We start from the raw sequence: 23,555 nt of genomic DNA on the forward strand, positions 1-23,555 counted from the left end.
AACCCCGGTTACCGAAAGGTCCTTCGGCCTTTGGCTTCGGGAGGACAAGCAAAAATGCCGAGCCTCTTCATTTCGGCCCCAGCATCCCCGCCGTCTTGAGCGCGGCGATGCCGGCCCGGTCGTAGCCGATCCCGGCAAGCACTTCCTCGTTGTGCTGGCCAATCTCGGGCGGGTCGCTGACGAGCGGCGGCCGCCAACCGAACATCTGAACGGGCAGCAACGGCAAGCGCGTCTTCACGCCGCCCGGCAGCGTGGTCGGGGACAGCGAGCCGTTGGCCAGCAGATGGGGATGGTCGAACAGATCCTGCGGTCGAGCGACCGGCGCGAACGAGATGTCGGCTTCGAGCGCCAGCTTTTCCAGTTCATCCTTGATGTAGCGTTTGAAGACCTCGGCCACCTTGGGCACCAGCCACGGTCGCGCCTCGATGCGCTGGTTGTTGGTCGCGAGCCTGGGGTCGCCGGCGAGTTCGGTCTGCCGGAAGACCTCGCAGAAACGCTTCCACTGTCCGTCGCTGGTGATGCCGATGAAGACCTGCTGGCCGTCGGCAGTGGCGAACGTTTCGTAGACCGCCCATGAGCTCACGCGTTCGGGCATCGGTGGCGGCGGTGCCCCGTTCATCGCCGTGATCGCAAGATGCTGGCCCATCAGGAAGACGACAGACTCGAAGAGCGCACTTTCGACCAGCCCGCCCTTGCCTGTGCTGTCGCGCTGCTTCAGCGCCAGCACCGTGCCGAAGGCGCCGAACATGCCGCCCACGATGTCGACCACCGACGTGCCGGCCCGCAACGGGCGGCCGCTCGGGCCGGTCATGTAGGCGAGGCCGCCCATCATCTGCACGACCTCATCGAGCGCCGGCCGCTTCTCGTACGGGCCCGGCAGGAAGCCCTTGAGCGCGCAATAGACGAGGCGCGGATTGATCTTCTCCAGATGCTCCGGCCCCAGGCCGCGCCTGCTCATGGAGCCCGGCGCGAAGTTCTCGATCAGCACGTCGGCCGACTGCAGGAGGTTCTCCAGCACCTTGCGGCCCGCGGGCGCATCGGCATCGAGCGCGAGGCTCTTCTTGTTGCGGTTGAAATAGCCGAAGAAGCCCGCGCCAAAGCCGCGTAGCTTGCGTGTGCGGTCTCCGTCCACCGGCTCGACCTTGATCACCTCGGCGCCGAGATCGGCCAGGATCATGCCGCAGGAGGGGCCGAGGATGGTATGCGTGAGCTCGACGACGCGGACGCCTTTGAGGGGCGGTTCGATGCTCATGGGAGCCCGTCGCTCCAGTGACGTCTCATGTCATGAGCGCCACTGGAGTGGCGCGCCCCTATGAAAACCACGTATCGATGTCCTTCGTGAAGGGAAGACCGGCGGCTTCGCCCAGAATGTGGTGTCCCATACCGGCGCCCACCAGGAAAGCCTCTTGATGCGGCACTGAGTTCGCCCTGAGCATCGCGCGAACGGCCGCGGCGTCATGGCCCCAGCCGATCGCCTCCACCTTGCCGTCGAAGACGCGATTGAGGATGCGGAGGAAGCCGGCCCGCTCCTCTTCGCTGAGCGCGGGCACGGCATCGATGTCCCCGAGCAGAAACAAGCGGCCGCCGAACCTTGCAATGAGGGCCGCGACGGAATTGCGCGGCTCGACGATGATTTCGCGTTTCGGACCGCGCCGTACCCGCGCCGCAAGCGAAAGGGGCATGACCGCGGCCCCGAGATTGGTGCCGGTATCCATCAGTGCCGCCGTCAACTCGCGATAGCTGATGCCGAGCCGCTCGGCCCGCCGGACGCGCATTTTCGCGACCTCCGGATTCGGCGTCTTCCAGGCCTTGGCGGCAGCACGTCGCCACACCCAGGCCTCCCACGACATGTCGAAGGTCGGGCCGTTGTTGTGGCCGATGCCCGGCCTGCGCAGCAGGGTCTCGACATTGGCATGCCGGCCCCGTAGACGGTCGAAGCGATCACCCATTGCGCAAGTCTACTGCAAGGATGATGCCAAAACGAGGAGCGCGCCCAACCGGGGAGTGACAGGTGGACGATTTTCAGGTCGATGTACTGATCGTAGGGGCTGGAAATGCGGCAGCATGCGCGGCGCTGGCGGCTCGCGAGACCGGCGCCACGGTGGCGATGCTGGAGGCGGCCCCGGAAGCCGAGCGCGGCGGCAACAGCACCTACACCGCCGGCGCCATGCGCGTGGTGTTCCACGGCGTCGACGATCTCGTGCAGCTCTACGACCTCACCGAGGACGAAAAGCGCGACGTCGATTTCGGCAGCTATACGGCCGATCAGTACCTCGACGACATGGGTCGCGTGACCAACTATCGCTGCGACCCCGAGCTCACGGACATCCTGATCGGTCGGAGCTTCGAGACCCTGAAGTGGATGCGCTCCAAGGGCGTGCGCTTCCAGCCGAGCTACGGTCGGCAGGCCTTCAAGGTGAACGGCAAGTACAAATTCTGGGGTGGCTTGGCCGTCGAAGCCTGGGGCGGCGGTCCGGGCCTGGTCGATCTCGAGCACAAGGCCGCCGTCAAGGCGGGGATTCCCATCCATTACGAGACCCCGGCGGTCTCCCTGATCGAGGAAGATGGCGTGGTGCGCGGCGTGATCGCCCGTCACAAAGGGCGAAAGATCAGGATCGGCGCCAAGGCCGTGGTGCTGGCCTGCGGCGGCTTCGAGAGCAACGCCGAGATGCGCACGCGCTATCTCGGCCCGACCTGGGATCTCGCCAAGGTGCGCGGCACGCGGTTCAATACCGGTGCGGGCATCAACATGGCCCTGGCCGTCGGCGCCATGCCGCATGGCAACTGGTCGGGCGGCCATGCCGTGGGCTGGGACATGAATGCGCCGCAGTTCGGCGATCTCGAGGTCGGCGACAACTTCCAGAAGCACTCCTACCCGCTCGGCATCATGGTGAATGCCAACGGCGTGCGCTTCGTCGACGAGGGAGCCGACTTCCGCAACTACACCTACGCCAAATACGGCGCCGTAATCCTGGCTCAGCCTCAGCAGTTTGCCTGGCAGATCTTCGACTGCAAGGTGCTCGACAAGCTGCGTGACGAGTACCGCATCAAGCGCGTGACCAAGGTACGGGCCGATACGATCGAGGAGCTGGCAAGGAAGCTGGAAGGCGTGGACGCCGAGCAGTTCCTGAAAACCATCAGGGAATGGAACACAGCCGTCATGACCGATGTGCCGTTCAACCCCGCGATCAAGGACGGCCGCGGCACGCGCGCGCTCGCCGTGCCGAAAAGCAACTGGGCCAACACGATCGACGCGCCGCCGTTCGAGGCCTATGCGGTGACCTGTGGCCTCACCTTCACCTTCGGTGGACTCAAGGTCACGACCGACGGCGAGGTCGAGAGTACCGACGGCACCCCTATTCCCGGGCTGTTCGCGGCGGGCGAACTCGTCGGCGGGCTCTTCTATCACAATTATCCCGGCGGCACGGGCCTCGTCTCCGGTGCCGTGCTCGGCAAGCTTGCCGGCGACTCGGCGGGTCGTTACATCTCCGGCAAGAATTGAGGCCGTCTCTCCCTCTCCTTGCTCCTTGCCGGGCAACGACATGATAGTCTTGCCGGGGAACCAAGGAGGGCATCATGCAACACATAGCGCTTCGCGGTCGTGCCGTCGTAATGCAGCCCGGCACAGGTCCTTCCTATTGGCAACCGGTCCCGGCCAACGGGCACGCCGATCCTGTTCTGATCCCGGAGAACACGGGCTTCGAGAGTCTGTCCATGGGCTTTCAGACTGTGGCGCCCCGAAGCCGGATCCGTGAACATTCCCACGGCGATCAGGTCGAGCTGCAGATCTGTTTCCGCGGCAAGGGGCGAGTCATGGTCGACGGTGTCGAACATCCCCTGCTGCCGGGCACAGCCTGCTTCCTGGGCTATGACGTCAAACACGAAATCATCAACGACGCCGACGAAGAGCTGGTCATGCTTTGGGTCATCTCGCCGCCGGGACTGGAGGATTTCTTCCGTGCCATCGGTCGCCAGCGTGTCGCGGGAGAGCCCGCGCCCGACCCCTTCCAGCGTCCCGCCGACGTGGTGGCAATTGAACGCAAGATGGGGATGAACGATACGGCGGCCTAGGGTCAGCTACCGGCCTTGCGATACGTGCCCGGACCGCGGCAAGTGGGCAGGCAGGGATCGACATCATCAATCCAGGGAGACCAGTTAATGCAGCATCTCACACGACGCCAGGCTCTGGCTGCCGGCGCCGGCGTTCTTCTCTTGCCGTCGGGGTCACGCGCCGAAGGTACCTGGCCCAGCGGTCCGGTCACGATGGTCGTCGGCTATGCAGCGGGCGGCGGTGCCGACATCAATGCGCGCGAGCTGGCGCAAATCCTGTCCCCCCAGATAGGCCGGCAGGCGCTCGTCGACAACAAGGGCGGGGCTGCGGGCAGTCTGGGCGTGCGTGTGGTCGCGAGTGCCAAGCCCGACGGCCAGACGCTCTTCTATGCCGTCGGCACCAACGTAATCATCAATCCGCACATCCAGAAGGGCATGATCGACACGATGGCCGCGCTGGCGCCGATCTGCCAGACCACCGCCTACCAGTACGTGCTGGCAGTCAACCCCAAGGTCCCCGCCCAATCGGTGGCCGAGCTGGTGGCGCTCGCCAGGAAGGAGCCTGAGAAGCTCACCTTCTCCTCGTCCGGTGTAGGCGGAAACAATCATCTGGCCGGTGCTCTGTTCGCCGAGGCCGCCGGCATCAAGTTGACGCACGTGCCCTACAAGGGTACCGGCCCGGCGCTGGCGGACGTGATCAGCGGCCAGATCACCATGAACTTCTCGTCACTGCCGCCGGCCGTCAGCCAGATCAAGGCCGGCAACCTCAGGGCGCTCGCCGTGACGGGTGGGACGCGCGTGAAATCGCTGCCCGACGTGGCGACCCTCAAGGAACAGGGCATCGACGTCGTCGTGGACAGCTGGCATGGGCTGTTCGCGCCGGCCAGGACTCCCGATCCCGTGCTCGACCGGATTGAGAAGGCGGTCAAGGAGGCGATGAAGGAGCCGAAGTGGGAAGCCGCCCTGTCCAAGGACGGCCTCGAGCTGGCGCCCGAACGCAGCCGCGCGGAGTTCGCGGCCTTCGTCCGCCATGAGCACGATTTCTGGGGCAAGAAGCTCAAGGCGCTCAATATCGAGATGGAATAGCGATCGAAGCGACGGTGTCGCTCCAACTGTCACCTGAGGTCCCCGGTGGACAATCTTTCAGGTCCTCCGCGTTTCGGCACTACACAGAAGCCCTGCGCCTCCACACCCAGGGTCGGGTTGAACTTGCTGCGAAAGTTCTCGAATGCCACGGCCGCGGTCAGCTCGACGACTTGCGGCTCGGTGAAATGTTTCCTCAGTTCGGCAAACAACGCATCGTCGACCTGCTGGTCGGTCAGGGTAATGCGTTCGGCGTATTCGAGTGCCACGCGCTCGGCGGCACTGAACAGCTTACTATCGCGCCAGGTGAGCACTTCCGCGACCTTGTCCAGCCCGCCTTCGCTTTCCGCCGCACGGACGGAATTGACGTCAATTCAAAACGGGCAGCCGTTGATCGACGCCACGCGCAGATAGATCAGCGGCAGCATCCCCTTGGGAAGATGGCCCGACTGACCGATCGCCTGGCCGAGTTGCTGGGCCGCCTTCAAGATCGGCGGGCAGTGCGCCATCACTTTCGTCGGATTGAGCAGGTCGCCGAAGATCTCGCGCTGCTTGTCGAAGATCGGCTTCAGGGTCGGATCGCCGCCGTCCTCCGTGATTTCACTCACTCGCGCCATTCCGCCACCTCTTCGACGAGCAGATTACAATCGTCGTCCACAGCAGCACGAGGAACCTTTCCTCATGCCAGCCTGAGCCGGAGTGAAGATCCCGCGCTTCGCTCCGGACAACAGCAGCCCTAGAACCCCAGCACCTTCGCCTGCACCACGCCCTCCACGGCGGCGATCTTGGCCAGCAGCGCGGGCGAGATCGGCTGATCGACCTGGACAAGCGCGATCGCCGAACCGCCGGGCTTGTCGCGGCCGAGGTGGAAGGTTGCGATATTGACCTTGTTCTCGCCCAGGATCGTGCCCAATCGGCCGATGAAGCCGGGCTTGTCGTCGTTGGTGATGTAGAGCATGTGCGGAGCGAACTCGGCCTCGATCTCGATGCCCTTGATCTCGACGACACGCGGATGTCGGCCGCCGAACAGCGTGCCGGTCACCGACCGCGTGTACTTCTCGGTCGTGACCGCGAGCCGGATAAGCGACTGATAATCGCTGTCGCGCTCATGCTTCACCTCGGCGACGTCGATGCCGCGCTCGCGTGCGACAGCGGGAGCGTTCACCATGTTCACCGAGTCGAGCTGAGGGCGCAAAACGCCCATCAGGGCCACCTGCGAGAGCGGCTTGATATTGAGGCCCGCTACCTGGCCTTCGTATTCGATCGAGACCGCCTTGATGTCGGTGTCGGTGAGCTGGCCCGCAAACGAGCCGAGCTTCTCCACTAGATCGAGGTATGGCGCAAGCTTGGGGGCCTCCTCGGCCGTGACGTTGGGCATGTTGAGCGAGTTCACGACCGCACCGGTCAACAGATAGTCCGACATTTGCTCGGCCACCTGCAGTGCCACGTTCTCCTGCGCCTCGACCGTGGAGGCTCCGAGATGCGGCGTGCAGACCAGGTTGGGCGCCCCGAACAGCACGTTCTGCTTGGCCGGCTCCTCGGTGAAGACGTCGAAGCCTGCGCCGGCGATGTGGCCGGAGACCAGCAGGTCGCGCACCGCGAGCTCATCGACCAGGCCGCCGCGGGCGCAGTTGATGATGCGAACGCCTTTCTTGGTCTTCATCAGGTTGGCGCGGCTGAGGATGTTCTTCGTCTGCTCGGTGAGCGGCGTATGCACGGTGATGAAGTCGGCACGCGCCAGCACCTCGTCGAGCGTGCCCTTCTCCACTCCGAGTTCGGCTGCGCGCTGGTCGGACAGGAACGGATCGTAGGCGAGTACCCGCATCTTCAGTCCCAGCGCCCGTTCGGCCACGATCGAGCCGATGTTGCCGCAGCCGATCAGGCCGAGGGTCTTGAAGCTGAGTTCCGTACCCATGAAGCGGTTCTTTTCCCACTTGCCGGCCTGCGTGCTGGCATTGGCATCGGGTACCTGCCGCGCCATGGCGAACATCAGGGCGATCGCGTGCTCGGCGGTGGTGATCGCGTTGCCGAAAGGCGTATTCATCACCACGACGCCGCGGGCGGTGGCGGCCTTGATGTCGACATTGTCGACGCCGATGCCGGCGCGACCGACGACCCTGAGCTGCTTGGCTTCGGCCAGCACCTCCGCAGTGACCTTGGTGGCCGACCGGATGGCGAGACCTTCGTAGTTGCCCACGACCGCGCGCAACTCGGCGGGCTTCAGCCCCGGCTTGAAGTCGACGTCGCAGCCACGCTCGGAAAAAATCTCGACCGCGCGCGGACTGAGCTCGTCGGAGATGAGGACCTTGGGTTTTGCCATTCTAAACATCTCCTTCATCGGAGCGTGCCACGCCAGTGGCGCTCGGAGCCCCGGCCGCCAGTGGCGCGCTTCCTCGAGCCCTCAAGCCGCAACCTTGCCGAACTCGCGTTCGATTTCGGCATAGGCCCAGTCGAGCCAGGGCAGCAGCGCCTCGAGGTCGCTCGCCTCGACCGTGGCACCGCACCAGATCCGCAGGCCCGGCGGTGCGTCACGGTAGGATCCGACGTCATAGGCGGCCTTCTCGGTCTCCAGCAAATCGGCGATCTTCTTGGCCGCCGCAGCCTGCTTGTCGGCCGGCAAGGCCCTGAACCATGCAGCGGTGATGTTCAGGCAGACGGACGTATTCGAGCGGATCGCTCGATCGGCCGCCAAGAAGCCGATCCAGTTGCGGCTCGCGACGAACTTCTCGAGCACCGCGAGGTTGGCGTTGGAGCGCGCCATCAGCCCCTTGAGGCCGCCGACGCTTTCGCCCCAGCGCAGACCGTCGATCGCATCCTCGATGCAGAGAAGCGAAGGCGTGTTTATCGTGTCGCCCTTGAAGATCGCTTCCGAGAACTTGCCGCCAGAGGTCAACCGAAAGATCTTGGGCAGCGGCCACAGCGGCGAATGGGTTTCCAGCCGCTTCACGGCGTGCGGCGACAGAACGAGCATGCCATGCGCGCCCTCGCCGCCCATCACCTTCTGCCAGGACCAGGTCACGACATCGAGCTTGTGCCAGGGCAGATCCATCGCGAAGACGGCCGAGGTGGCGTCGCAGATCGCGAGCCCCTCGCGGTCGTCGGCGATCCAGTCGCCGTTCGGCACCTTCACCCCCGAGGTCGTGCCGTTCCAGGTAAAGACGACGTCATGCGTCCAGTCGACGGCTTTGAGATCGACGATCTGGCCGTAGCCGGCCTTGAGAACCCGCGCGTCCTTGAGCTTGAGTTGCTTGGCGACGTCGGTGACCCAACCCTCTCCGAAGCTTTCCCAGGCCAGCATGTCGACCGGGCGGGCGCCCAGCAGCGACCACAGCGCCATCTCGACCGCGCCCGTGTCCGAGGCCGGCACGATGGCAACCTTGTAGTCGGCGGGAATGTCCAGCAGCGCACGGGTGCGATCGACGGCCTCGACAATCTTCTTCTTGCCGAGCTTGGAGCGATGGGACCGCCCGACGGCGGCGTCTTTGAGGGCTTCCGGTGTCCAACCCGGACGTTTGGCGCAGGGGCCCGACGAAAAGTCGGCGCGCGCCGGACGTGCGTTCGGCTTCATAAAACCTCTCCCTTGCAGAAGAGCTGCGCTCCGGTGGGGGAACGTGGCCCGCCGCCCCTATAGTCGTGCGAAATGCAGCCGTCAATGTGCACTATTGGCCCTGTTGGCAACCGTCCGCCGCGCTCAGGACGATGGCCAAGAGCGACTCGATTCCCTGGATCGCTTGCGACGTATCTAGCGGAGCGGCCGTCGAGAATCTCATCGCCACGACCAGGCGCAAGACGATCGACGGCTACCTGACATCCGTCTTTCTCTGCATGCGGCACGAGATTCGCCTCGTGCTCAAGACCGGGGCGGCGGGATCGTGAACAACTCCTGCGTTGACGGGCTGCGCGGATCTCTGTTCCCCGGCGGCACCGCCTATTCGGCCGCCAAGCATGGTGGTTGCATGGCGTAGCTAAAGCGCGCCGCGCGGGTGCAGCTCGTAGTATTGGCCGATCAGTGCATTCCTGAAGACCGGCCGCACCTCGTAATTCTCGTGCAGCATCGTGTAGATTGCCTGCGCCCGGCTCTCGGCAGACAGCGACCCGAGATGCTGCTCCAGTTCCTGCTCGCTCCAGTCCCAGAAATCCGAGACGGCCACGCGGTAGCCGAGTTGAAGGGCGAGGTCGATCTGCTGCTTGAGCGCCGCCGCGTGTTGCGCCGCCGTCCAGTCGGCATGCCGGATGGCCCCAGCGTCGACGGCGATCCACTTGAAGCGGGGCCGATTGGAGGGCGCGGGATCGGGCGGGGCCACGAAATCCCAGTCCCAGGTATGGCTCCAGAGGGCGTACTGCCATGTCGCGATCGTCTCGAAGCCCCAATAGAGAAAGACCGTGCGATCTGGAGGGAAGTGTCGCTCGAGGTCGGCAAGCGCCGCCACCGCGGCGGCATCGGTCCCGCGCCATCGCGACAGCGATACGACATTCCAGGCGAGCGGCACGATCGAGAGAACAGCGAGCGACAAGACGGTCCACGATCGCAACGCCGTGCCGCGCTGCTTCGCCACTGCCGCGGCGACGATCAGGGCCCACGTCAGCGTCAGCCACGGCATGACGTTGATCTGCATCTGCGGATCTTGCGGCTGGGAGTAGAAATTCATCACCTGGCCAGCAGCGAGCGTGCCCATGAAGACGGCGGCGACCGCCCGCAGGCGCAGGTCGTTGCGCCGCGGCCACAGGATCACGATCCCGACGACAAAGATCGCGACCTGCAGCAGCACGGAAACCGACAGCGGCAGCAGGGCGCGCCTGGCCGCCGCCGGGTCGAAGTAGCTGCCCATGATCAGGAAGTAGTTGCCGAGCCCCGACAGCATCATCCACGCCTTGGCCCAGCCAAAGCCGCCCCAGCCGGTGCCGACGCCCTTGCCGGTCCACAGGATCTCGAACAGGCCGAGCGCACCGTTGTGCCCTTCCCATATCTGCTGGACGATTCCCGTGACCGCCACGATCGACACCAGCAGCGTGGCGATCAAAGCCACTCGGCGGCGAACCGGAATGTCTGCCACCGCAAGCGCCAGCAGGAAGCCGGACAGGGTGGGAAAGATCAGGCGCCATTCGATGAGCCAGGCGAGCGTGAAGAGCGCCGCCACCAGTGCCACCCGGAGATGGGTCGGTCGGTCGAACCACAGGCCGGCCGGCAGCATGGCCCCCATCAGCACGGCATAGGCCGGCATGATGTCCTCGTTGACGACGCCGAGGAGGAGGAACGTGCCGCAGCCGAGATGGAAGAGAGCGGCGAGCGCCGCCGCCAAAGCGCTGCCGGTCAGCCGATGGACGAAGGCGTAGACGAAAACGATGCAGAGGCCGGCCCAGAAGGCGTTGAGATAGGCGAACTGCTTCCACGCCACGCCGCGCAGAATGCCGAGTGCATCGAGCAGCTTGCAGAGCGCGCCATAGAGCGGAAAGTAGAGATAGTTGGCATAGTCGAGCCGCGCGCTTGCGAAGTCGTGGATCCACGGCTCGGCCTCGATGCTCTTGTACATCCCGTTGGTGGTCAGGATATGCACGTTCTGCAGCCAGCCGATCATGCCGGCCAGGAACAGAAGCGACAGGATGAAGGCCAGAGCCAACTGCGAGCCGAAAGAAAGGGCCTTCATCGCCTGCTCTTGGTCAGGACCGCCTGAGTTTCACGCGACCTTGCGCGCCGAAACGACGTATTGCGCGCCGAGCGGCAACCACGTCAGCACACGGTCCACGTCGCGCAGAAGACCGATGCCTGGCGGCATGAACATGAGATACTCCGTCCCGAGATCATAGCGCGCGACATCCAGCAACCCATGCCGTACCTCCGTCGCGTCGAGAAGAATTGCGTTCTCGTCGATCGGCGTCCGGGCGATGACGTAGCGCACGAGTGGATTGCGCGGATTGTGCTCGAATACGTAGAGGCGGCCGCCGGGTTTCAGGATGCGCCCCAACTCGCGATAGACGCCGGGCCTCTCGGCCACGGCAACGTGATGCAACACGGCGCTGATGGTGACGATATCGAACCGCCCGTCGGCGAACGGCGTGCGGGCGCCGTGCTGTGCGGCCAGCGCCGGCGAAGGCCCGTGTCGCGCAGGCCAGCGTTTGGCGGCCTCGGCCAGCATGCCCTCCGATACGTCGCAGCCGGCGAAGTTCGGCCGCGCGCCGAGATCGGCCAGGACGCGCATCAGATCGCCGGCGCCGCAACCGTAGTCGAGCAGGTTCAGCGACCCGTCGCGCAATCCCGTTTCCCGGCGAAGCAGCCAGCGCGCCTTCACGGCGATGAACTGGTCGGCCGAGCTGCCCATCATCCGCTTGACGGGATTGTCGAGGCCGCCGTCGTAGCTCGCGGCGTGCCGGTCGAATTCCGCGCCGCTCACGGGCCGCCCACGATTTCGCGGATCATGAACAGCGGCCGCCCCTTGCTCTGGTCGTACAGTCGGCCGAGATAGGCCCCGATGATGCCCAGCATCAGGAACTGCATGCCGCCAAGCAGGCCGAGTGCCGCCATCAGCGATGTCCAGCCGGGCAGCGCAGCGCCCAGCAACCAGCCGACGATCGAATAGACGAAGAAGGCAAATCCGACCGCCGCCATGATCCAGCCGATGGTCATCGACGCCATCAGCGGGACGACCGAAAAGGCGGTGATCGCATCGACGGCAAATCGCACCATCTTGCCCACGGGATACTTGCTCTCGCCGGCCGCCCGCGCCTTGCGATCGTAGACCAGCGGCACCTGGCGGCCACCGATCCAGGCCACCATTCCGCGGATGAAGCGGTGCCGCTCCGGCATGGCCAGCAGGACCTCGAGCACGCGCCGCGTGATCAGACGAAAATCGCCGGCGTCGTAGGGAATGTCGACATCGGTCATGCGGCCGATCAGGCGATAGAAGACAGCAGCCGTCGCCCGCTTGAAAAGGCTCTCGCCCTCGCGCTGACGGCGCTGGCCGTAGACGACGTCTGCGCCCTCGTCCATCAAGGCCATCATCTCCGGCAGCAGCTCCGGCGGGTCCTGCAGATCGGCGTCGATGATCAGGATGCGCTCGCCGCGACAGAGCGACAGACCCGCCGTCAAGGCGAGCTGATGGCCATGATTGCGCATCAGCCGCACCGCGACCACGCGCCTGTCAGCCGCTGCCGCAGCGGTCAGGACCTGCCAGGTGCCATCGCGCGAACCGTCATCCACCAGCACGATCTCGCTCGAGCCGCCCAGGCCGTCGAGCACCGCGCCAAGCCGCCGCAGGAATTCGGGCAGGACGCCCTCCTCGTTGAAGCAGGGCGCCACCACGGAAAAAGCCGGTCGGTGGACGTCGTTCATGTCCTTGCGAGCAATAGCCCAACCGCAGCCGGAAACAAGCGCTCCCTCCCCTTCCCATCCACAATGGGCTATCAAGCCGCTCCATGAGCGCCAACGACAACGAGCATCGCGGCCTTCTTCCGGCCGGTCTGGCCGACCTGCTGCCTCCCGACGCCGCCCGCGAGGCGCACGCCATCGGCGTGGCAATCGCCCGCTGCGCCGCGTTCGGCTACGAGCGGGTGAAGCCGCCGGTGGTCGAGTTCGAGGAGTCGCTGCTGGGCGGCCCCGGCGCGGCGCTCGCGTCGCAGACCTTCCGGCTGATGGATCCCGTCTCGCAGCGCATGATGGGCGTGCGGCCCGACATGACCCTGCAGGTGGCCCGCATCGCCGTTACCCGACTGAAGCACGTCGAGCGCCCGCTGCGACTCTCCTATGGCGGCAACGTCATCCGCGTGCGTGGCAGCGCTCTGAAGCCCGAGCGCCAATTCGCCCAGGTCGGCGCCGAGCTGTTCGGCGTCGATACCGCCGAAGCCGATGCCGAAGCGGTGCTGCTGACCGTCGATGCGCTGCGCGCTATCGGCGTTACCGACCTTACGGTCGATCTCAATCTGCCGACCCTGGTTGCGGCGGTGGCCGGAGGACTGAACCTCGAGAGCGAGCCGCTGCGGCGCCTGCGCCGTGCCCTTGATCGCAAGGACGAGGCCGCGATCGCCAAGGCGCTCGGCGGCGACAAGAAGACTGCGACGCTGTTCGTGGGCCTGCTGCGCGCGGCCGGCCCTGCCGACAAGGCGATCGCGCAGTTGAGCAAGCTCAAGCTACCGCCGGCCGGCGCCGCCGAGGCGTCCCGTCTCGCCGAGGTGGTGGCGCTGGTGCACGCGGCCGATGCCGATCTGCCGCTGACCCTCGATCCGGTCGAGTATCGCGGCCTCGAATACCAGACCGGCGTCTCCTTCTCCGTCTTCGCCCGCAAGGAGCGCCAGGAGGTGGCGCGCGGCGGCCGCTATTCGGCCGGCTATCCCGAGGACGGCGTCACCGAGCCCGCGACCGGCTTCACGCTCTACATGGACGCCGTACTCTCGGCCTCCAACAACACCAGCGAGCAACCGCGGCTCTATCTTCCCCTAGGCACGGCGTGGCGCGACGCCGGGCCTTGGCAGGCCAAGGGCTACGCTGTCGTGCGCGCGGTGGTTGCCGCGAGCGATGCGCGCCAGGAGGCCAGGCGCCTGCGCTGCACGCATGCGTTGATCGAGGGCGAAGCCGTGCCACTGTAGCAGTCGTACAAGGAGGATCCGCCATGCCGTTGTATGAAAGAGGCAATGTCCACATCCACTACGAAGAGGCGGGATCGGGCTTTCCGCTGCTCGTCATTCCCGGCGGCGGGCTGAACTCCACCATCGCCGGCCTTGACGGCAACCATCCCTTCAATGCGATGAAGGAGTTCAAGGACCGTCATCGTTGCATCGCCGCCGATCTGCGCAACGCAAATCCCGGCCAGTCCTCGGGTCCGCTCGAAGTCGACCGCCCATGGGACGCCTACACCGATGACCATCTCGGTTTGATGGACCATCTCGGCATCCGCGAGTTCATGGTCCTGGGTTACTGCATCGGCGGCCCCTTCATCTGGAACCTGTTGAAGCGTGCGCCCGATCGCGTCGTCGCCGCCGTGCTGACGCAGCCGAGCGGCCACAGACCGGAACTGCCCGACCAGTTCTACGAGAACAACATGAAGGGCTGGGGACCAGCCCTTTGCGCCCGCCGGCCCGACATCACGATGGAGCAGGTAAGCTTGTTCTTGAGCAACATGTATCGCGCTCGCGCCGACTTCGTGTTCACCGTGACTCGCGACTTCGTGCGCGCCTGCCGGACGCCGATCCTTGTCCTGCCCGACGACATCCCGCCGCATCCTTTCGCCGTGGCGATGGAATCGGCGATGCTTGCCCCCAACGCGCAGGTGAGCCTCTATCCGTGGAAGGACCCGAAGGACCGTATACCTCTGGCCGTGCGCCACATCCGGACGTTCCTGCGCGCGAACGAGCCGGCGGCGGCGGCTGTCGGGCAGAGAGCGGCAGCTGCTGACTAGGGCGTGTACTCACTATCCCTCAGAGATCTCTTGTGGCTCGCAGCAGCATGTGTGTTGCTCGCCGCTACCCCGTTGCAACTGACGCCGGCGCGCGCCGAGCCGCAAGGCGGGTCCGCCAGTGCTTCAAACGATGAGGCTGCGAAGACCGCGAAGACCGACGCGCAGCCGAAGGGCCCGCGTCCCTCGGTTGACGACATCTGCCGCGCGCTGGCGCAGGCGGCGGCTGACAACGAGCTCCCGGAGGAGTTCCTCACGCGCCTCATTTGGCAAGAGAGCCGCTTCGATCCAGCGGCGGTCAGCCCGGCCGGAGCGCAAGGCATTGCGCAGTTCATGCCGCAAACCGCCGCGACTCGCGGGCTCACCAACGCGTTCGACCCGCTGCAGGCGCTCGCTGAGTCGGCAAGCTATCTGCGCGAACTGCGCACGACATTCCACGGCAACCTGGGTCTGGCCGCGGCCGCCTACAATGCCGGCCCCGACCAGGTCGAAGCATGGCTCTCGGGCCGCCGCTCCCTTCCAGCCGAAACGCAGGCTTATGTCCGCATCGTCACCGGCTACGCCGCGCAGGCGTGGACTTTGCAGCCGCTTCCCCAGTTTCAGTCCTCGAACACGCCGCCCTCGGGCACGACCCCATCGAGCACGACGACGGGCGCGCGCTGCGTCGATCTCGCGAAGCTGATGATCGAGGGTGCGCAGCACCGTCCCGACCTCACGTCCAGCCCGGCATGGGGTCCGTGGGGCGTCCAGCTTGCCGGCAACTGGTCCGAAGGACGTGTCCTCGCCACCTACGAGCAGCTCAGGCGCAAGTACGCTGCCGTTTTGGGCGACCGACTGCCGCTGGTCCTGCATGCGCGCCGGTCGGACCTCCCTACCTTCGCCATCCGCGTCTCCGAAAAAAACCGGGCAGACGCGGAAGCACTATGTGCGAGGCTTCGGGCCGCGGGCGGTGCTTGCGTGGTTCTCCGTAACCCGCGCGACTGAGATGTCGCTTCGACCGGGCTGGATGCACTCTGGCGGCGCTCGTGTTCCTAACTGACGACGGGCCGTCCAATCGTGATTTGTGAGCAACCCTTAGACGGGACACTTTCTGAAGAACGCCCAAGGCTCGCGCATGAACCTCGCTCTCGCCTCCGCCTGGCTCGCGGGATCCCACAGCGGCGCCGCGGCGCGGCGCTGGAAGAGCATGTCCCGGCGTAAATCGGAGGTGTTGCGTGACGTGCCATGCGCCACGAAGCTGTGCGTCACGATGATGTCGCCGGCCTCGAGGCGCGGCACGACGAGCCGGGCGTCGGCGAGCAGCACGGGCTGGTAGTCGAGCTTCACCTGGCCCCAATGGACGGCAGGGTCGGTCAGATGCCGCCGGAACTCGGCGGTGTATTTGTCGTGCGAGCGCGGCAGCACGTGGAAGCCGCCCGCCGTATCCGACGCGACCGGCGTCAGCGCGACTCCGAAAAGGATGTTGAACAGATCGAGTGAAGGACCCTGGCCGCCGTCGAGATGAAAATGCCGGCCCACGCCGCCCTTGGTCGCAAAGCCGGGCATCGTCGAGGCGAACTGCACGAAGTCGAGAGGCGGGGCCGATTCGAGGATCTCGAGGGCCAGCAGATCCAGTACGTTTGCGGCAATCGCGAGAAACGCGGGTTGGCGGCAGTACCGGACCTCGCGCCACAGCTCGTTGCGGCTCCTTTCCCAGCCGCCGTCAGGATGGATCGTGTTCAGATGGCCGGCGACGTTCCGCGCAGCGCGCAGGGTTGGCTCGTCGATCGCGCCGGAGACGACCGTGTAACCCTCGTGGAAAAGCTCCTCCCAGTGCGCTTGCTCGAACATGACTGCAGGCCCTCGTCGAGGTGTCCGCCGCTCGTCACCATCATATAGGCCGGCCCGACGCCACGACCAATCGCGGAACGCGGCAGCCCGGCGGGCCGTTCCTACAGGAGGTGCCCAACCCAAGGAGGAACCCCGATGTTCCGATCCATTCTCGTTCCCGCCCTCGCCTCCGTGGCCCTCGTTACGGCCGCAGCCTGGGCCCAATCCCCGCCCTCCGCATCGGCTTCCGGCGCGCCGGAAACCAAGGGTGACGACGCTCGGAATCTGCCGCAGAAGATCCGTGACAAGCTGACGGCCGACGGGTTCAAGGACGTCGAGGTCGTCCCCAACTCCTTCATCGTCAGCGCCAAGGACAAGAACGACAACCCGATCATGATGCTGATCGGGCCCAACGGCATGACCATGTTCAAGAAGCCGAAAGCCGGGAATCCCTCGACGGCCGAACACAAGGACAGCAAGGACCAGACCATCCAGGAATAGGCGCCGCGGCCCAAAGGGCGCACCGGTCGGCGGCTTTTCCCCTTCGCCCTTTCCGGCCGAAGTGCTATCCAAGCTCACGCCTTTCCGGCACCGGCCCGGGGAGGCGTTTTCGTGTGCGCGGGCCGGCCAATCGGGACGATATTCGGGATAGGGCAGATGGCCAACGTGGCGGTGATCGGCGCCCAGTGGGGCGACGAAGGCAAGGGCAAGATCGTGGACTGGCTTTCGGAGCGCGCCGAGGTCGTGGTGCGCTTCCAGGGCGGCCACAATGCCGGCCATACCCTCGTGATCGGCAATCAGACATACAAGCTCGCGCTCCTGCCCTCGGGCGTCGTGCGAGAGGGCAAGTTGTCGGTCATAGGCAACGGCGTCGTGGTCGATCCCTGGCACTTCCTCGAGGAGGTGAAGAAGGTCTCGGGCCAGGGCGTATCGGTGACGCCGGACAATCTCAAGATCGCCAATCACGCCGTTTTGATCCTGCCGCTGCATCGCGACCTCGACGGCTGGCGTGAGGACGTGCCGGGCACGATCAAGATCGGCACGACGCGGCGCGGCATCGGCCCTGCCTACGAGGACAAGGTCGGCCGCCGCGCGATCCGCGTCGGCGACCTCGCCGAGCCGGACCAGCTCAAGCACAAGGTCGATACGCTGCTCGCGCATCACAACGCGCTGCGCCAGGGGCTCGGCAAACCGATGGTCAATCCGGAGAAGCTGCTCTCCGACCTGCTCGAGCTTGCGCCGAAGATCCTGCCCTTTGCCGAGGACGTTTGGGAGCGGCTCGACGTCCTGCGCGCCTCGGGCAAGCGCATCCTGTTCGAAGGCGCGCAGGCCACGATGCTCGATATCGATCACGGCACCTATCCCTTCGTCACTTCGTCCAACACGGTGGCGGCACAGGCGATGATCGGCTCGGGCATGGGCAACGGCGCAGTCGGGTACGTCCTGGGCATCGCCAAGGCCTACACCACGCGCGTGGGCGACGGCCCCTTCCCCACAGAACTCAAGGACGAGATCGGCCAGCTGCTGGGCGACCGCGGCAACGAGTTCGGCACCAACACCGGGCGGCGCCGGCGCTGCGGCTGGTTCGATGCGGTGATGGTGCGGCAAGCCGTGAAGCTGAACGGCATCGACGGCATCGCGCTCACCAAGCTCGACGTGCTCGACGGGCTCGAGGAGATCAAGGTTTGCGTCGGCTACGAGCTCGACGGGCAGAGGATCGAGCGCTTCCCCTTCACCATGGGCGCGCAGGCCAAGCTCGAGCCGGTCTGGGAAACCTTCGAAGGCTGGCGGGAGAGCACGCATGGCGCGCGCGCCTATGCCGAGCTGCCGGCGACCTGCATCAAGTACGTCCGTCGCATCGAGGAGCTGGTGGGCTGCCCGGTGGCGCTGCTCAGCACCAGCCCGCAACGCGAGGACACGATCCTGATGACCGACCCGTTCCGGGATTGATGGCCCGCAGTTGATCGCTTCGCGCGGGACGCGCTAGGCTCCGGCCTGTCGCGTCGCGTGTCGTAGGCCGATAAAATCAACCGAGAGGAAATGTCATGTCCAGGACGAGGACGCTCGCCGGCGCGCTGACGCTGGCGGGGGCGCTTTTTGGCAGCGCATATGCCGCCGATTTCACATTGACCAGCACGACGATCAAGAGCGGTGGGTCGGTACCGAACGAGCAGGTTTTCAATGGCTTCGGCTGCACCGGCGGCAACATATCGCCCGAGCTTTCGTGGAGCGGCGCACCTGCGGGCACCAAGAGCTTCGCCCTCACCGTCTACGACCCCGATGCACCCACCGGCAGCGGCTTCTGGCACTGGCTGATCGTGAACATTCCGCCCGACGCCAAGGAACTCCCCAAGGGTGCCGGCAAGCCGGGTGCTCCCGGTCTGCCGGCCGGCGCCTTGCAGACCCGCACCGATTTCGGCGCGCCCGGCTATGGCGGCCCCTGTCCGCCCAAGGGCGACAAGCCGCACCGCTACCAGTTCACGCTGTTCGCGGTCGATCTCCCCAAGCTCGATGTCACGGCGGATACCTCGGCGGCCGTCGTGGGTTTCAATCTCCACTTCCACACGCTCGCCAAGGCCACCTTCACCGCAACGTACGGGCGCTGACTTATCTTCGGGACCGCGAGCTTCCAGGCGCGGAGACTACTGCGCGCGCGACTCGCTCATGAGCGCCGCCGGAATCGCGCGATCCGATGGACGTCAAATGCTGAGATCGAGGAGGTTGTAGTCCTTGATCCCGGCCTTCGCCTCGGCGTCCCAGTGATAGATGAGCCCCTCGTCGGCATGCGGCTTGTAAACGAAGGAAGTCTCGTTCGGGAAGCGCTGGCGGCGGGCGTCGATGGCATAGCCTATCAGGCGGGCGCGGTCGCGGATGCGATCGGTGTCGTACACCGCCTCCTTGTTGTGGAGCCCGCCGCCCTTCACGCCCAGAACCGACTTCCGGCGATGGAAGCCCATGTTCAACGTCACGCGCCAGTCCTTGCTGGTATTGGCGAACGAGCCGTGCAGCGCCTGGCGATTGGTGACTGCAACGTCGCCCGGCTTGCAGATCATCGGCACGGCGTCTGGCAGGCGTTCGCTGCCGGCCCGGGCAACCAGCGCCTTGATGTCGACCTTGCCGAGCTTGTGCGAGCCCGGCACGACCCACACCCCGTTGGCCGCCGTGCAGCCATAGAGCTGCGCCATCATGTTGAACCCGTGGCTGCCCTGGTCCCAGTCCGGGCTGTTCCAGTGCGTGACACCGTCCTGATGCCAGGCGACCGAGGCGCCGCGGCCAGGCTCCTTGATGAAGATCGCATCGGCGAACGGGGTGAAGTCGGCGCCGTTGATCCCCGCTGCGACGGCGAGAAGCTGTGGATGCCCATACAGGCGAAGGGCCGCGTCGGAGAACTGAAGCGACCCCAGAATGAGATAGACCACTTCCTTCGGCGCATCGGCCGCCGCCTTGGGCTCGAACATCTTCACGGGATGGCGACCATTGGCGAGGTCGGTGCCGCCAAACGGATCGCCGAGCGGCTTGGACCAGAAGAGTGTCGGCGCCTCGCAGTCGGCAGCGAGCGCCGGCCGGCCCGTGGCGTCGACCGTCGCGCCGCGCTCGACGGGCAAGCGGCCGAGGATGTCCTTCACGTCGCGTTCGATGTCGTCGAGTTCGTCCGCCTTCAACACGCCCTCGAAAACGTAGAAGCCGCAGCGCCAGTAGGCCTCGACGATCTCGGGATGCAGTTCGCCCGAGGACGTAAAGCGGATCGGCCCCCGATTGCCGAGGGCAAGGGCGCGCTGCTCACCCTCGCCCAGATAGGCCTGCATCGCCGCTTCCTCGGATCCGTAGTTGACGGCGGCGGTCGCACTGGATCCGTCCATGTCTTCCTCCCGGAAGTGATTTGCCGGGAGGATAGCGTTCGGTGGCAATAACTGACAACCGCTCAGGGCCCTGACCGCCTTTCGCATCGCGGCGACTTCAGCCTAGCGGGAGCCGCTGGTCATTTCGCTGCTGCCCGCGCCGCGCTACCTTCTCGCCCTTCAAGGAGGAAGACATGCCCGACGTCCGCGTCACCAATACCATCACGGGTCGCGACGCTTTCCTGCGCGTGTTGAGTGACGAAGGCGTGGTGAAGATGTTCGGCAATCCCGGCACCACCGAGTTACCGATCATGCACGCCCTCTCGTCGGCGCCGGAGATGGGCTATGTGCTGGCCCTGCAGGAGGCGATCGTCATCGCCATGGCCGACGGCTATGCCCGTGCCTCGGGCAGGCTTGTCTCCTGCAACGTCCACGTGGCGCCCGGACTCGGCAACGCCATCGGGTCGATCTACACCTCCTACGTCTCCGGCACGGCGATGATCGTGACCGCAGGCCAGCAGGAGCAGGGCCATGGCCTCACCGAGCCGCTGCTCTATGCGCCGCTCGTGCCGATCGCGACACCGGTCGTGAAATGGGCAACCGAGGTCAACCGCATCGAGGACCTGCCACGCATCCTGCGCCGTGCCGCCAAGGTGGCGACGACCGCGCCCACCGGACCGGTGTTCATCTCCCTGCCGGGCGACATCCTGAACAACGAGGCGGCCATCGATCTCGGCGAGCCGACGCGCGTCGATACGGCAGTCCGTCCATCGGATGCCACGCTCGAACACCTGGCGAAGCGGCTGCTGGCAGCCAGGAAGCTCGTCATCATTGCAGGACCGGAGATCGCGTCCTCCGATGCCTTCGCCGAAGCCGCCGCACTCGCCGACACGCTCGGCGCGCCGGTTCTGCAGCAGACCGTAGGTTACGGTGCGCATTTCCCCAGCGAGCATCCGGCCTATCTCGGCGCGCTCAATCGCGACCAGAAGCGCGTGCGGCAGATCCTTTCCGAATACGACCTGATGTTCTGCGTCGGCTCCGACGTTCTGAAAATGTCGGTATGGAGCGAGGTCGAGCCCTTGCCCGAGACCACCAAGGTGGCGATGCTGGGCTTGCGCGACTGGGAGATGGGTAAGAACTTCCCGGCCGAGATCGCGCTGCGCGCCGACGTGAAGGAGACGCTGAAGGCGCTGGTGCCGCTCCTGAAGGAGCTCGGCGGCGCGGCGCTGGCCGGGAAAGCCAAGGCAAACCTCTCTGCCCTCGCCTCGAAAAACTGGAGCACCCAGCGCACGCAACGGCTGAAGGGCTTGGCCAAGCCAGTGGCCGGCCAGCCGCTGGCCGCGGAATGGGTCATGGCGACGCTCAGCCAGGCTCTGCCCAGGGATGGTGTCGTGGTCGACGAGGGCATCACCAGCGCCGGCACCCTGACCTCCTATTTCCCCTATCGCGATCGCAACAGCTTCTTCGGCAATGTGAGCGGCGGTATCGGATGGGGTATCGCCGCGGCGGTAGGCGTGCAGATCGCCTTGCCCGACCGTCGCGTGGTCGCGGTGATCGGTGACGGCAGTGCGATGTATTCAATCCAGGCGCTGTGGACCGCGGCCAATCTCCGGTTGCCGTTGACCTTCCTCATCTGCAACAACGGCGGCTACCAGATTCTGAAGAACCGGCTGAAGCTGTTCCATGGCAACGATCGGCCGATCGGCATGGACTTCAAGGACCCGCCGATCGATGCCTGCGCGCTCGCCAGGGGATTCGGCGTCGCGGCCGAGCGTGTCGACACGGCCGAGGGCTTCGAGGCGTCCCTCGCGAAGTCGCTGAAGTCGAGCGGCCCGACCTTGATCGAGGTGATGGTCAGAAGCTGAGCGTGCTCGCCGCGTCCAAACGAAGTGTCACCGCTCAACGATCCCCTGCTGACGCTCTGGATGACACATGACTCGGACACCTACTCCGCGGCGCGCGCCGACGGTGCGGGCGGATGGACCGCTGTCGCGAGCGTCGACTCGTAAACCTGCTGCCACGGACTCTGGTCGGCGCTGGTGAAGTAGCCGCTGCGCGCGCCGCGATAGATGCCGGCGTCCTCGACACCCGGCGGTAGCTTTCCCTGATCGCGCAATGTCCGCGCGGCCACCAACAGCCGGCGGCGCGTACGGGTGATCATCTGATCCGAGGGTGCCAGATGCTCGAACGCATGGTCGGTGACCGGCCCCATGCTTTCGGTGATCGCCTGGTCCTGCAGATGAATGCCGTCGATGCCGCTATAGATCGAGTTGCTGCGCTGGGCCTCGCGGTCCAGGCCCCAGTCGTTGCCCTCGTTCATCGCCATACGCCAGCGGCCGAGCCAGTCGGCGGTGTTGGGCAGGAACTTCAGTCCGCCGCGGCCGGTGCCGCCGATCGGCCGGCCGTCCTTGAAAGCAGGCTGCGGCAGGCTTTGCGCCGATCGCGCGCGCTTCCACCAGATGAAGACGAACATCGTGTGACCGTCGTCGAGCGGCACCCAGCCGCGCGCATGCATGTGGCTCTCGAACTCGCCGTTGGGCGCCTGCGACCAGCAGGGGAACAGAAAATTGGCGAAGCGCCAGTAGGTGCGGCCGGGGCCGGCAGCCCGGTAGCCGGCATATTGCGTGCCCCAGGGCGCGTCAGAGACGTGATACTGCGGCGCGCGGTTGGTGATCGTGTAGTAGAACGGATCGCTTTCCGGGACGTCCTCGGGGTCGACGTGGCCGCCATGCAGGAAGCCGAAATGCGAGGTGTCGATCTCGCCTTCCAGCGCCTGCAGCCAGTTGCAATCGCGCTGGATCAGGCTGACGTTGATCTCCTCCTCGGGCATGTCGAGGATCTCGAACCCGGGTAGCGGCGGCGCCTCGGCGCGCTCGCCCATATAGACCCAGACGAGGCCGGCGCGTTCGACCGTGCGATAGGCCCGAGCTTTCACCTTGTGCTTGAAATCCTGGTGCTCGGGCACGCTCGGCATCTCCAGGCAATTGCCCGCGACGTCGTATTTCCAGCCGTGATAGAGGCAGCGCAGGCCGCCCTCCTCGTTGCGGCCAAGGAAGAGCGACGCGCAGCGGTGCGGGCAGCGATGATCCATGACGCCCACACGGCCGGAGCTGTCGCGGAAGGCGATCAGCTTCTCGCCCAGCAGCATCAGTCGCAGCGGCGGACCGTCGCGCTCGAGCTCCGACGACATCAGGGCCGGCAACCAGTAGTGCCGCATCAACCGGCCCATCGTCGTGCCCGGTCCGACCTGCGTGAGTTCCGCGCCTTCGCTCGCTGTCGTCATGGCGTCGCCTCAGGCTCCGTGGCTCGGCGCAGGATAGCCGGTCGCCACGCCCCAATAAAGGATCGACCGCGCGGTGGATATTCAGCAGCCGACGCCAAGGGGCAATCG

The 23,555-nt window shown here is 65.8% G+C and carries 23 protein-coding genes; 11 read left to right on the forward strand and 12 right to left on the reverse strand.

Features of this window, described 5'->3' with window-relative positions; all coding sequences use genetic code 11:
- Positions 1-67 precede the first annotated feature (67 nt).
- Positions 68-1,252, reverse strand: coding sequence for a CaiB/BaiF CoA-transferase family protein (locus tag VH499_RS02065; protein WP_332051018.1), 1,185 nt, complete (start codon positions 1,250-1,252; stop codon positions 68-70).
- 58 nt (positions 1,253-1,310) lie between these two features.
- Positions 1,311-1,949 (reverse strand): hypothetical protein, encoded by a 639-nt coding sequence (locus VH499_RS02070; protein WP_332051019.1) that lies wholly within the window; start codon positions 1,947-1,949, stop codon positions 1,311-1,313.
- 62 nt (positions 1,950-2,011) lie between these two features.
- Between VH499_RS02070 and tcuA the strand changes: the two genes are divergently transcribed.
- The 3 genes from tcuA to VH499_RS02085 all read left to right on the forward strand — a co-directional run bounded on the left by tcuA (position 2,012) and on the right by VH499_RS02085 (position 5,136).
- Positions 2,012-3,502 (forward strand): FAD-dependent tricarballylate dehydrogenase TcuA, encoded by a 1,491-nt coding sequence (gene tcuA, locus VH499_RS02075; RefSeq protein WP_332051020.1) that lies wholly within the window; start codon positions 2,012-2,014, stop codon positions 3,500-3,502.
- A 110-nt stretch (positions 3,503-3,612) separates the two neighbouring features.
- Positions 3,613-4,071 (forward strand): cupin domain-containing protein, encoded by a 459-nt coding sequence (locus VH499_RS02080; protein ID WP_332051021.1) that lies wholly within the window; start codon positions 3,613-3,615, stop codon positions 4,069-4,071.
- Between the two features lie 87 nt (positions 4,072-4,158).
- The gene (locus VH499_RS02085; RefSeq protein ID WP_332051022.1) at positions 4,159-5,136 is read left to right on the forward strand and encodes a tripartite tricarboxylate transporter substrate binding protein; all 978 of its coding nucleotides are present in this window, start codon (positions 4,159-4,161) and stop codon (positions 5,134-5,136) included.
- Positions 5,137-5,165: 29 nt separating this feature from the next.
- On the opposite strand, the gene VH499_RS02090 is transcribed toward VH499_RS02085, so the two are convergent.
- The 4 genes from VH499_RS02090 to VH499_RS02105 form a co-directional block, all read right to left on the reverse strand.
- On the reverse strand, positions 5,166-5,447 hold the full coding sequence (locus VH499_RS02090; protein WP_332051023.1) for a hypothetical protein: 282 nt from the start codon (positions 5,445-5,447) through the stop codon (positions 5,166-5,168).
- A 60-nt stretch (positions 5,448-5,507) separates the two neighbouring features.
- Positions 5,508-5,741, reverse strand: a complete 234-nt coding sequence (locus VH499_RS02095; RefSeq protein ID WP_332051024.1) for a hypothetical protein — start codon at positions 5,739-5,741, stop codon at positions 5,508-5,510.
- 128 nt (positions 5,742-5,869) lie between these two features.
- Positions 5,870-7,453 (reverse strand): phosphoglycerate dehydrogenase, encoded by a 1,584-nt coding sequence (serA, locus tag VH499_RS02100; RefSeq protein WP_332051025.1) that lies wholly within the window; start codon positions 7,451-7,453, stop codon positions 5,870-5,872.
- A gap of 81 nt (positions 7,454-7,534) precedes the next feature.
- The gene (locus VH499_RS02105; RefSeq protein WP_332051026.1) at positions 7,535-8,701 is read right to left on the reverse strand and encodes a phosphoserine transaminase; all 1,167 of its coding nucleotides are present in this window, start codon (positions 8,699-8,701) and stop codon (positions 7,535-7,537) included.
- Between the two features lie 131 nt (positions 8,702-8,832).
- Here VH499_RS02105 and VH499_RS02110 point away from each other — a divergent pair, with 131 nt between their 5' ends.
- The gene (locus VH499_RS02110; protein ID WP_332051027.1) at positions 8,833-9,009 is read left to right on the forward strand and encodes a hypothetical protein; all 177 of its coding nucleotides are present in this window, start codon (positions 8,833-8,835) and stop codon (positions 9,007-9,009) included.
- A gap of 89 nt (positions 9,010-9,098) precedes the next feature.
- Here VH499_RS02110 and VH499_RS02115 read toward each other — a convergent pair whose 3' ends face one another.
- The 3 genes from VH499_RS02115 to VH499_RS02125 are packed head-to-tail and all read right to left on the reverse strand — an operon-like array spanning position 9,099 to position 12,460.
- Positions 9,099-10,778, reverse strand: coding sequence for a hypothetical protein (locus tag VH499_RS02115; RefSeq protein ID WP_332051028.1), 1,680 nt, complete (start codon positions 10,776-10,778; stop codon positions 9,099-9,101).
- A 30-nt stretch (positions 10,779-10,808) separates the two neighbouring features.
- Positions 10,809-11,522 carry a class I SAM-dependent methyltransferase gene (locus tag VH499_RS02120; RefSeq protein ID WP_332051029.1) on the reverse strand — a complete coding sequence of 238 codons (714 nt, stop codon included), beginning with the start codon at positions 11,520-11,522 and terminating at the stop codon, positions 10,809-10,811.
- Positions 11,519-12,460: a glycosyltransferase family 2 protein gene (locus VH499_RS02125; RefSeq protein ID WP_332051030.1), complete on the reverse strand. Its 942-nt coding sequence runs from the start codon at positions 12,458-12,460 to the stop codon at positions 11,519-11,521. The genes VH499_RS02120 and VH499_RS02125 overlap by 4 nt, the downstream gene beginning before the upstream one ends.
- Before the next feature lie 83 nt (positions 12,461-12,543).
- On the opposite strand from VH499_RS02125, the gene VH499_RS02130 reads away from it, so the two are divergent.
- Genes VH499_RS02130 through VH499_RS02140 form a run of 3 tightly spaced genes read left to right on the forward strand, consistent with a single transcriptional unit; the run spans position 12,544 to position 15,500 of the window.
- Positions 12,544-13,710 carry an ATP phosphoribosyltransferase regulatory subunit gene (locus VH499_RS02130; RefSeq protein ID WP_332051031.1) on the forward strand — a complete coding sequence of 389 codons (1,167 nt, stop codon included), beginning with the start codon at positions 12,544-12,546 and terminating at the stop codon, positions 13,708-13,710.
- Between the two features lie 23 nt (positions 13,711-13,733).
- Positions 13,734-14,519 carry an alpha/beta hydrolase gene (locus VH499_RS02135; RefSeq protein ID WP_332051032.1) on the forward strand — a complete coding sequence of 262 codons (786 nt, stop codon included), beginning with the start codon at positions 13,734-13,736 and terminating at the stop codon, positions 14,517-14,519.
- 51 nt (positions 14,520-14,570) lie between these two features.
- Positions 14,571-15,500 (forward strand): lytic transglycosylase domain-containing protein, encoded by a 930-nt coding sequence (locus VH499_RS02140; RefSeq protein WP_332051033.1) that lies wholly within the window; start codon positions 14,571-14,573, stop codon positions 15,498-15,500.
- Positions 15,501-15,590: 90 nt separating this feature from the next.
- Here the strand turns inward: VH499_RS02140 and VH499_RS02145 are convergent, their stop codons facing one another.
- On the reverse strand, positions 15,591-16,346 hold the full coding sequence (locus VH499_RS02145; RefSeq protein WP_332051034.1) for a phytanoyl-CoA dioxygenase family protein: 756 nt from the start codon (positions 16,344-16,346) through the stop codon (positions 15,591-15,593).
- A gap of 135 nt (positions 16,347-16,481) precedes the next feature.
- On the opposite strand from VH499_RS02145, the gene VH499_RS02150 reads away from it, so the two are divergent.
- The 3 genes from VH499_RS02150 (at position 16,482) to VH499_RS02160 (ending at position 18,931) form a co-directional block, all read left to right on the forward strand.
- Positions 16,482-16,826, forward strand: coding sequence for a hypothetical protein (locus VH499_RS02150; RefSeq protein ID WP_332051035.1), 345 nt, complete (start codon positions 16,482-16,484; stop codon positions 16,824-16,826).
- Positions 16,827-16,982: 156 nt separating this feature from the next.
- A complete protein-coding gene (locus tag VH499_RS02155; protein ID WP_332051036.1) occupies positions 16,983-18,275 on the forward strand; it encodes an adenylosuccinate synthase in 1,293 nt (430 codons plus the stop codon).
- 95 nt (positions 18,276-18,370) lie between these two features.
- Positions 18,371-18,931 carry a YbhB/YbcL family Raf kinase inhibitor-like protein gene (locus tag VH499_RS02160; RefSeq protein ID WP_332051037.1) on the forward strand — a complete coding sequence of 187 codons (561 nt, stop codon included), beginning with the start codon at positions 18,371-18,373 and terminating at the stop codon, positions 18,929-18,931.
- 93 nt (positions 18,932-19,024) lie between these two features.
- On the opposite strand, the gene VH499_RS02165 is transcribed toward VH499_RS02160, so the two are convergent.
- A complete protein-coding gene (locus VH499_RS02165; protein ID WP_332051038.1) occupies positions 19,025-20,185 on the reverse strand; it encodes a phytanoyl-CoA dioxygenase family protein in 1,161 nt (386 codons plus the stop codon).
- A gap of 173 nt (positions 20,186-20,358) precedes the next feature.
- Between VH499_RS02165 and VH499_RS02170 the strand changes: the two genes are divergently transcribed.
- Positions 20,359-22,029, forward strand: coding sequence for a thiamine pyrophosphate-binding protein (locus VH499_RS02170; protein ID WP_332051039.1), 1,671 nt, complete (start codon positions 20,359-20,361; stop codon positions 22,027-22,029).
- A gap of 80 nt (positions 22,030-22,109) precedes the next feature.
- Here VH499_RS02170 and VH499_RS02175 read toward each other — a convergent pair whose 3' ends face one another.
- A complete protein-coding gene (locus VH499_RS02175; RefSeq protein ID WP_332051040.1) occupies positions 22,110-23,447 on the reverse strand; it encodes a Rieske 2Fe-2S domain-containing protein in 1,338 nt (445 codons plus the stop codon).
- Between the last annotated feature and the right edge of the window lie 108 nt (positions 23,448-23,555).

Source organism: Reyranella sp. (assembly GCF_036558665.1).
In the GTDB taxonomy this organism is placed as follows: domain Bacteria; phylum Pseudomonadota; class Alphaproteobacteria; order Reyranellales; family Reyranellaceae; genus Reyranella.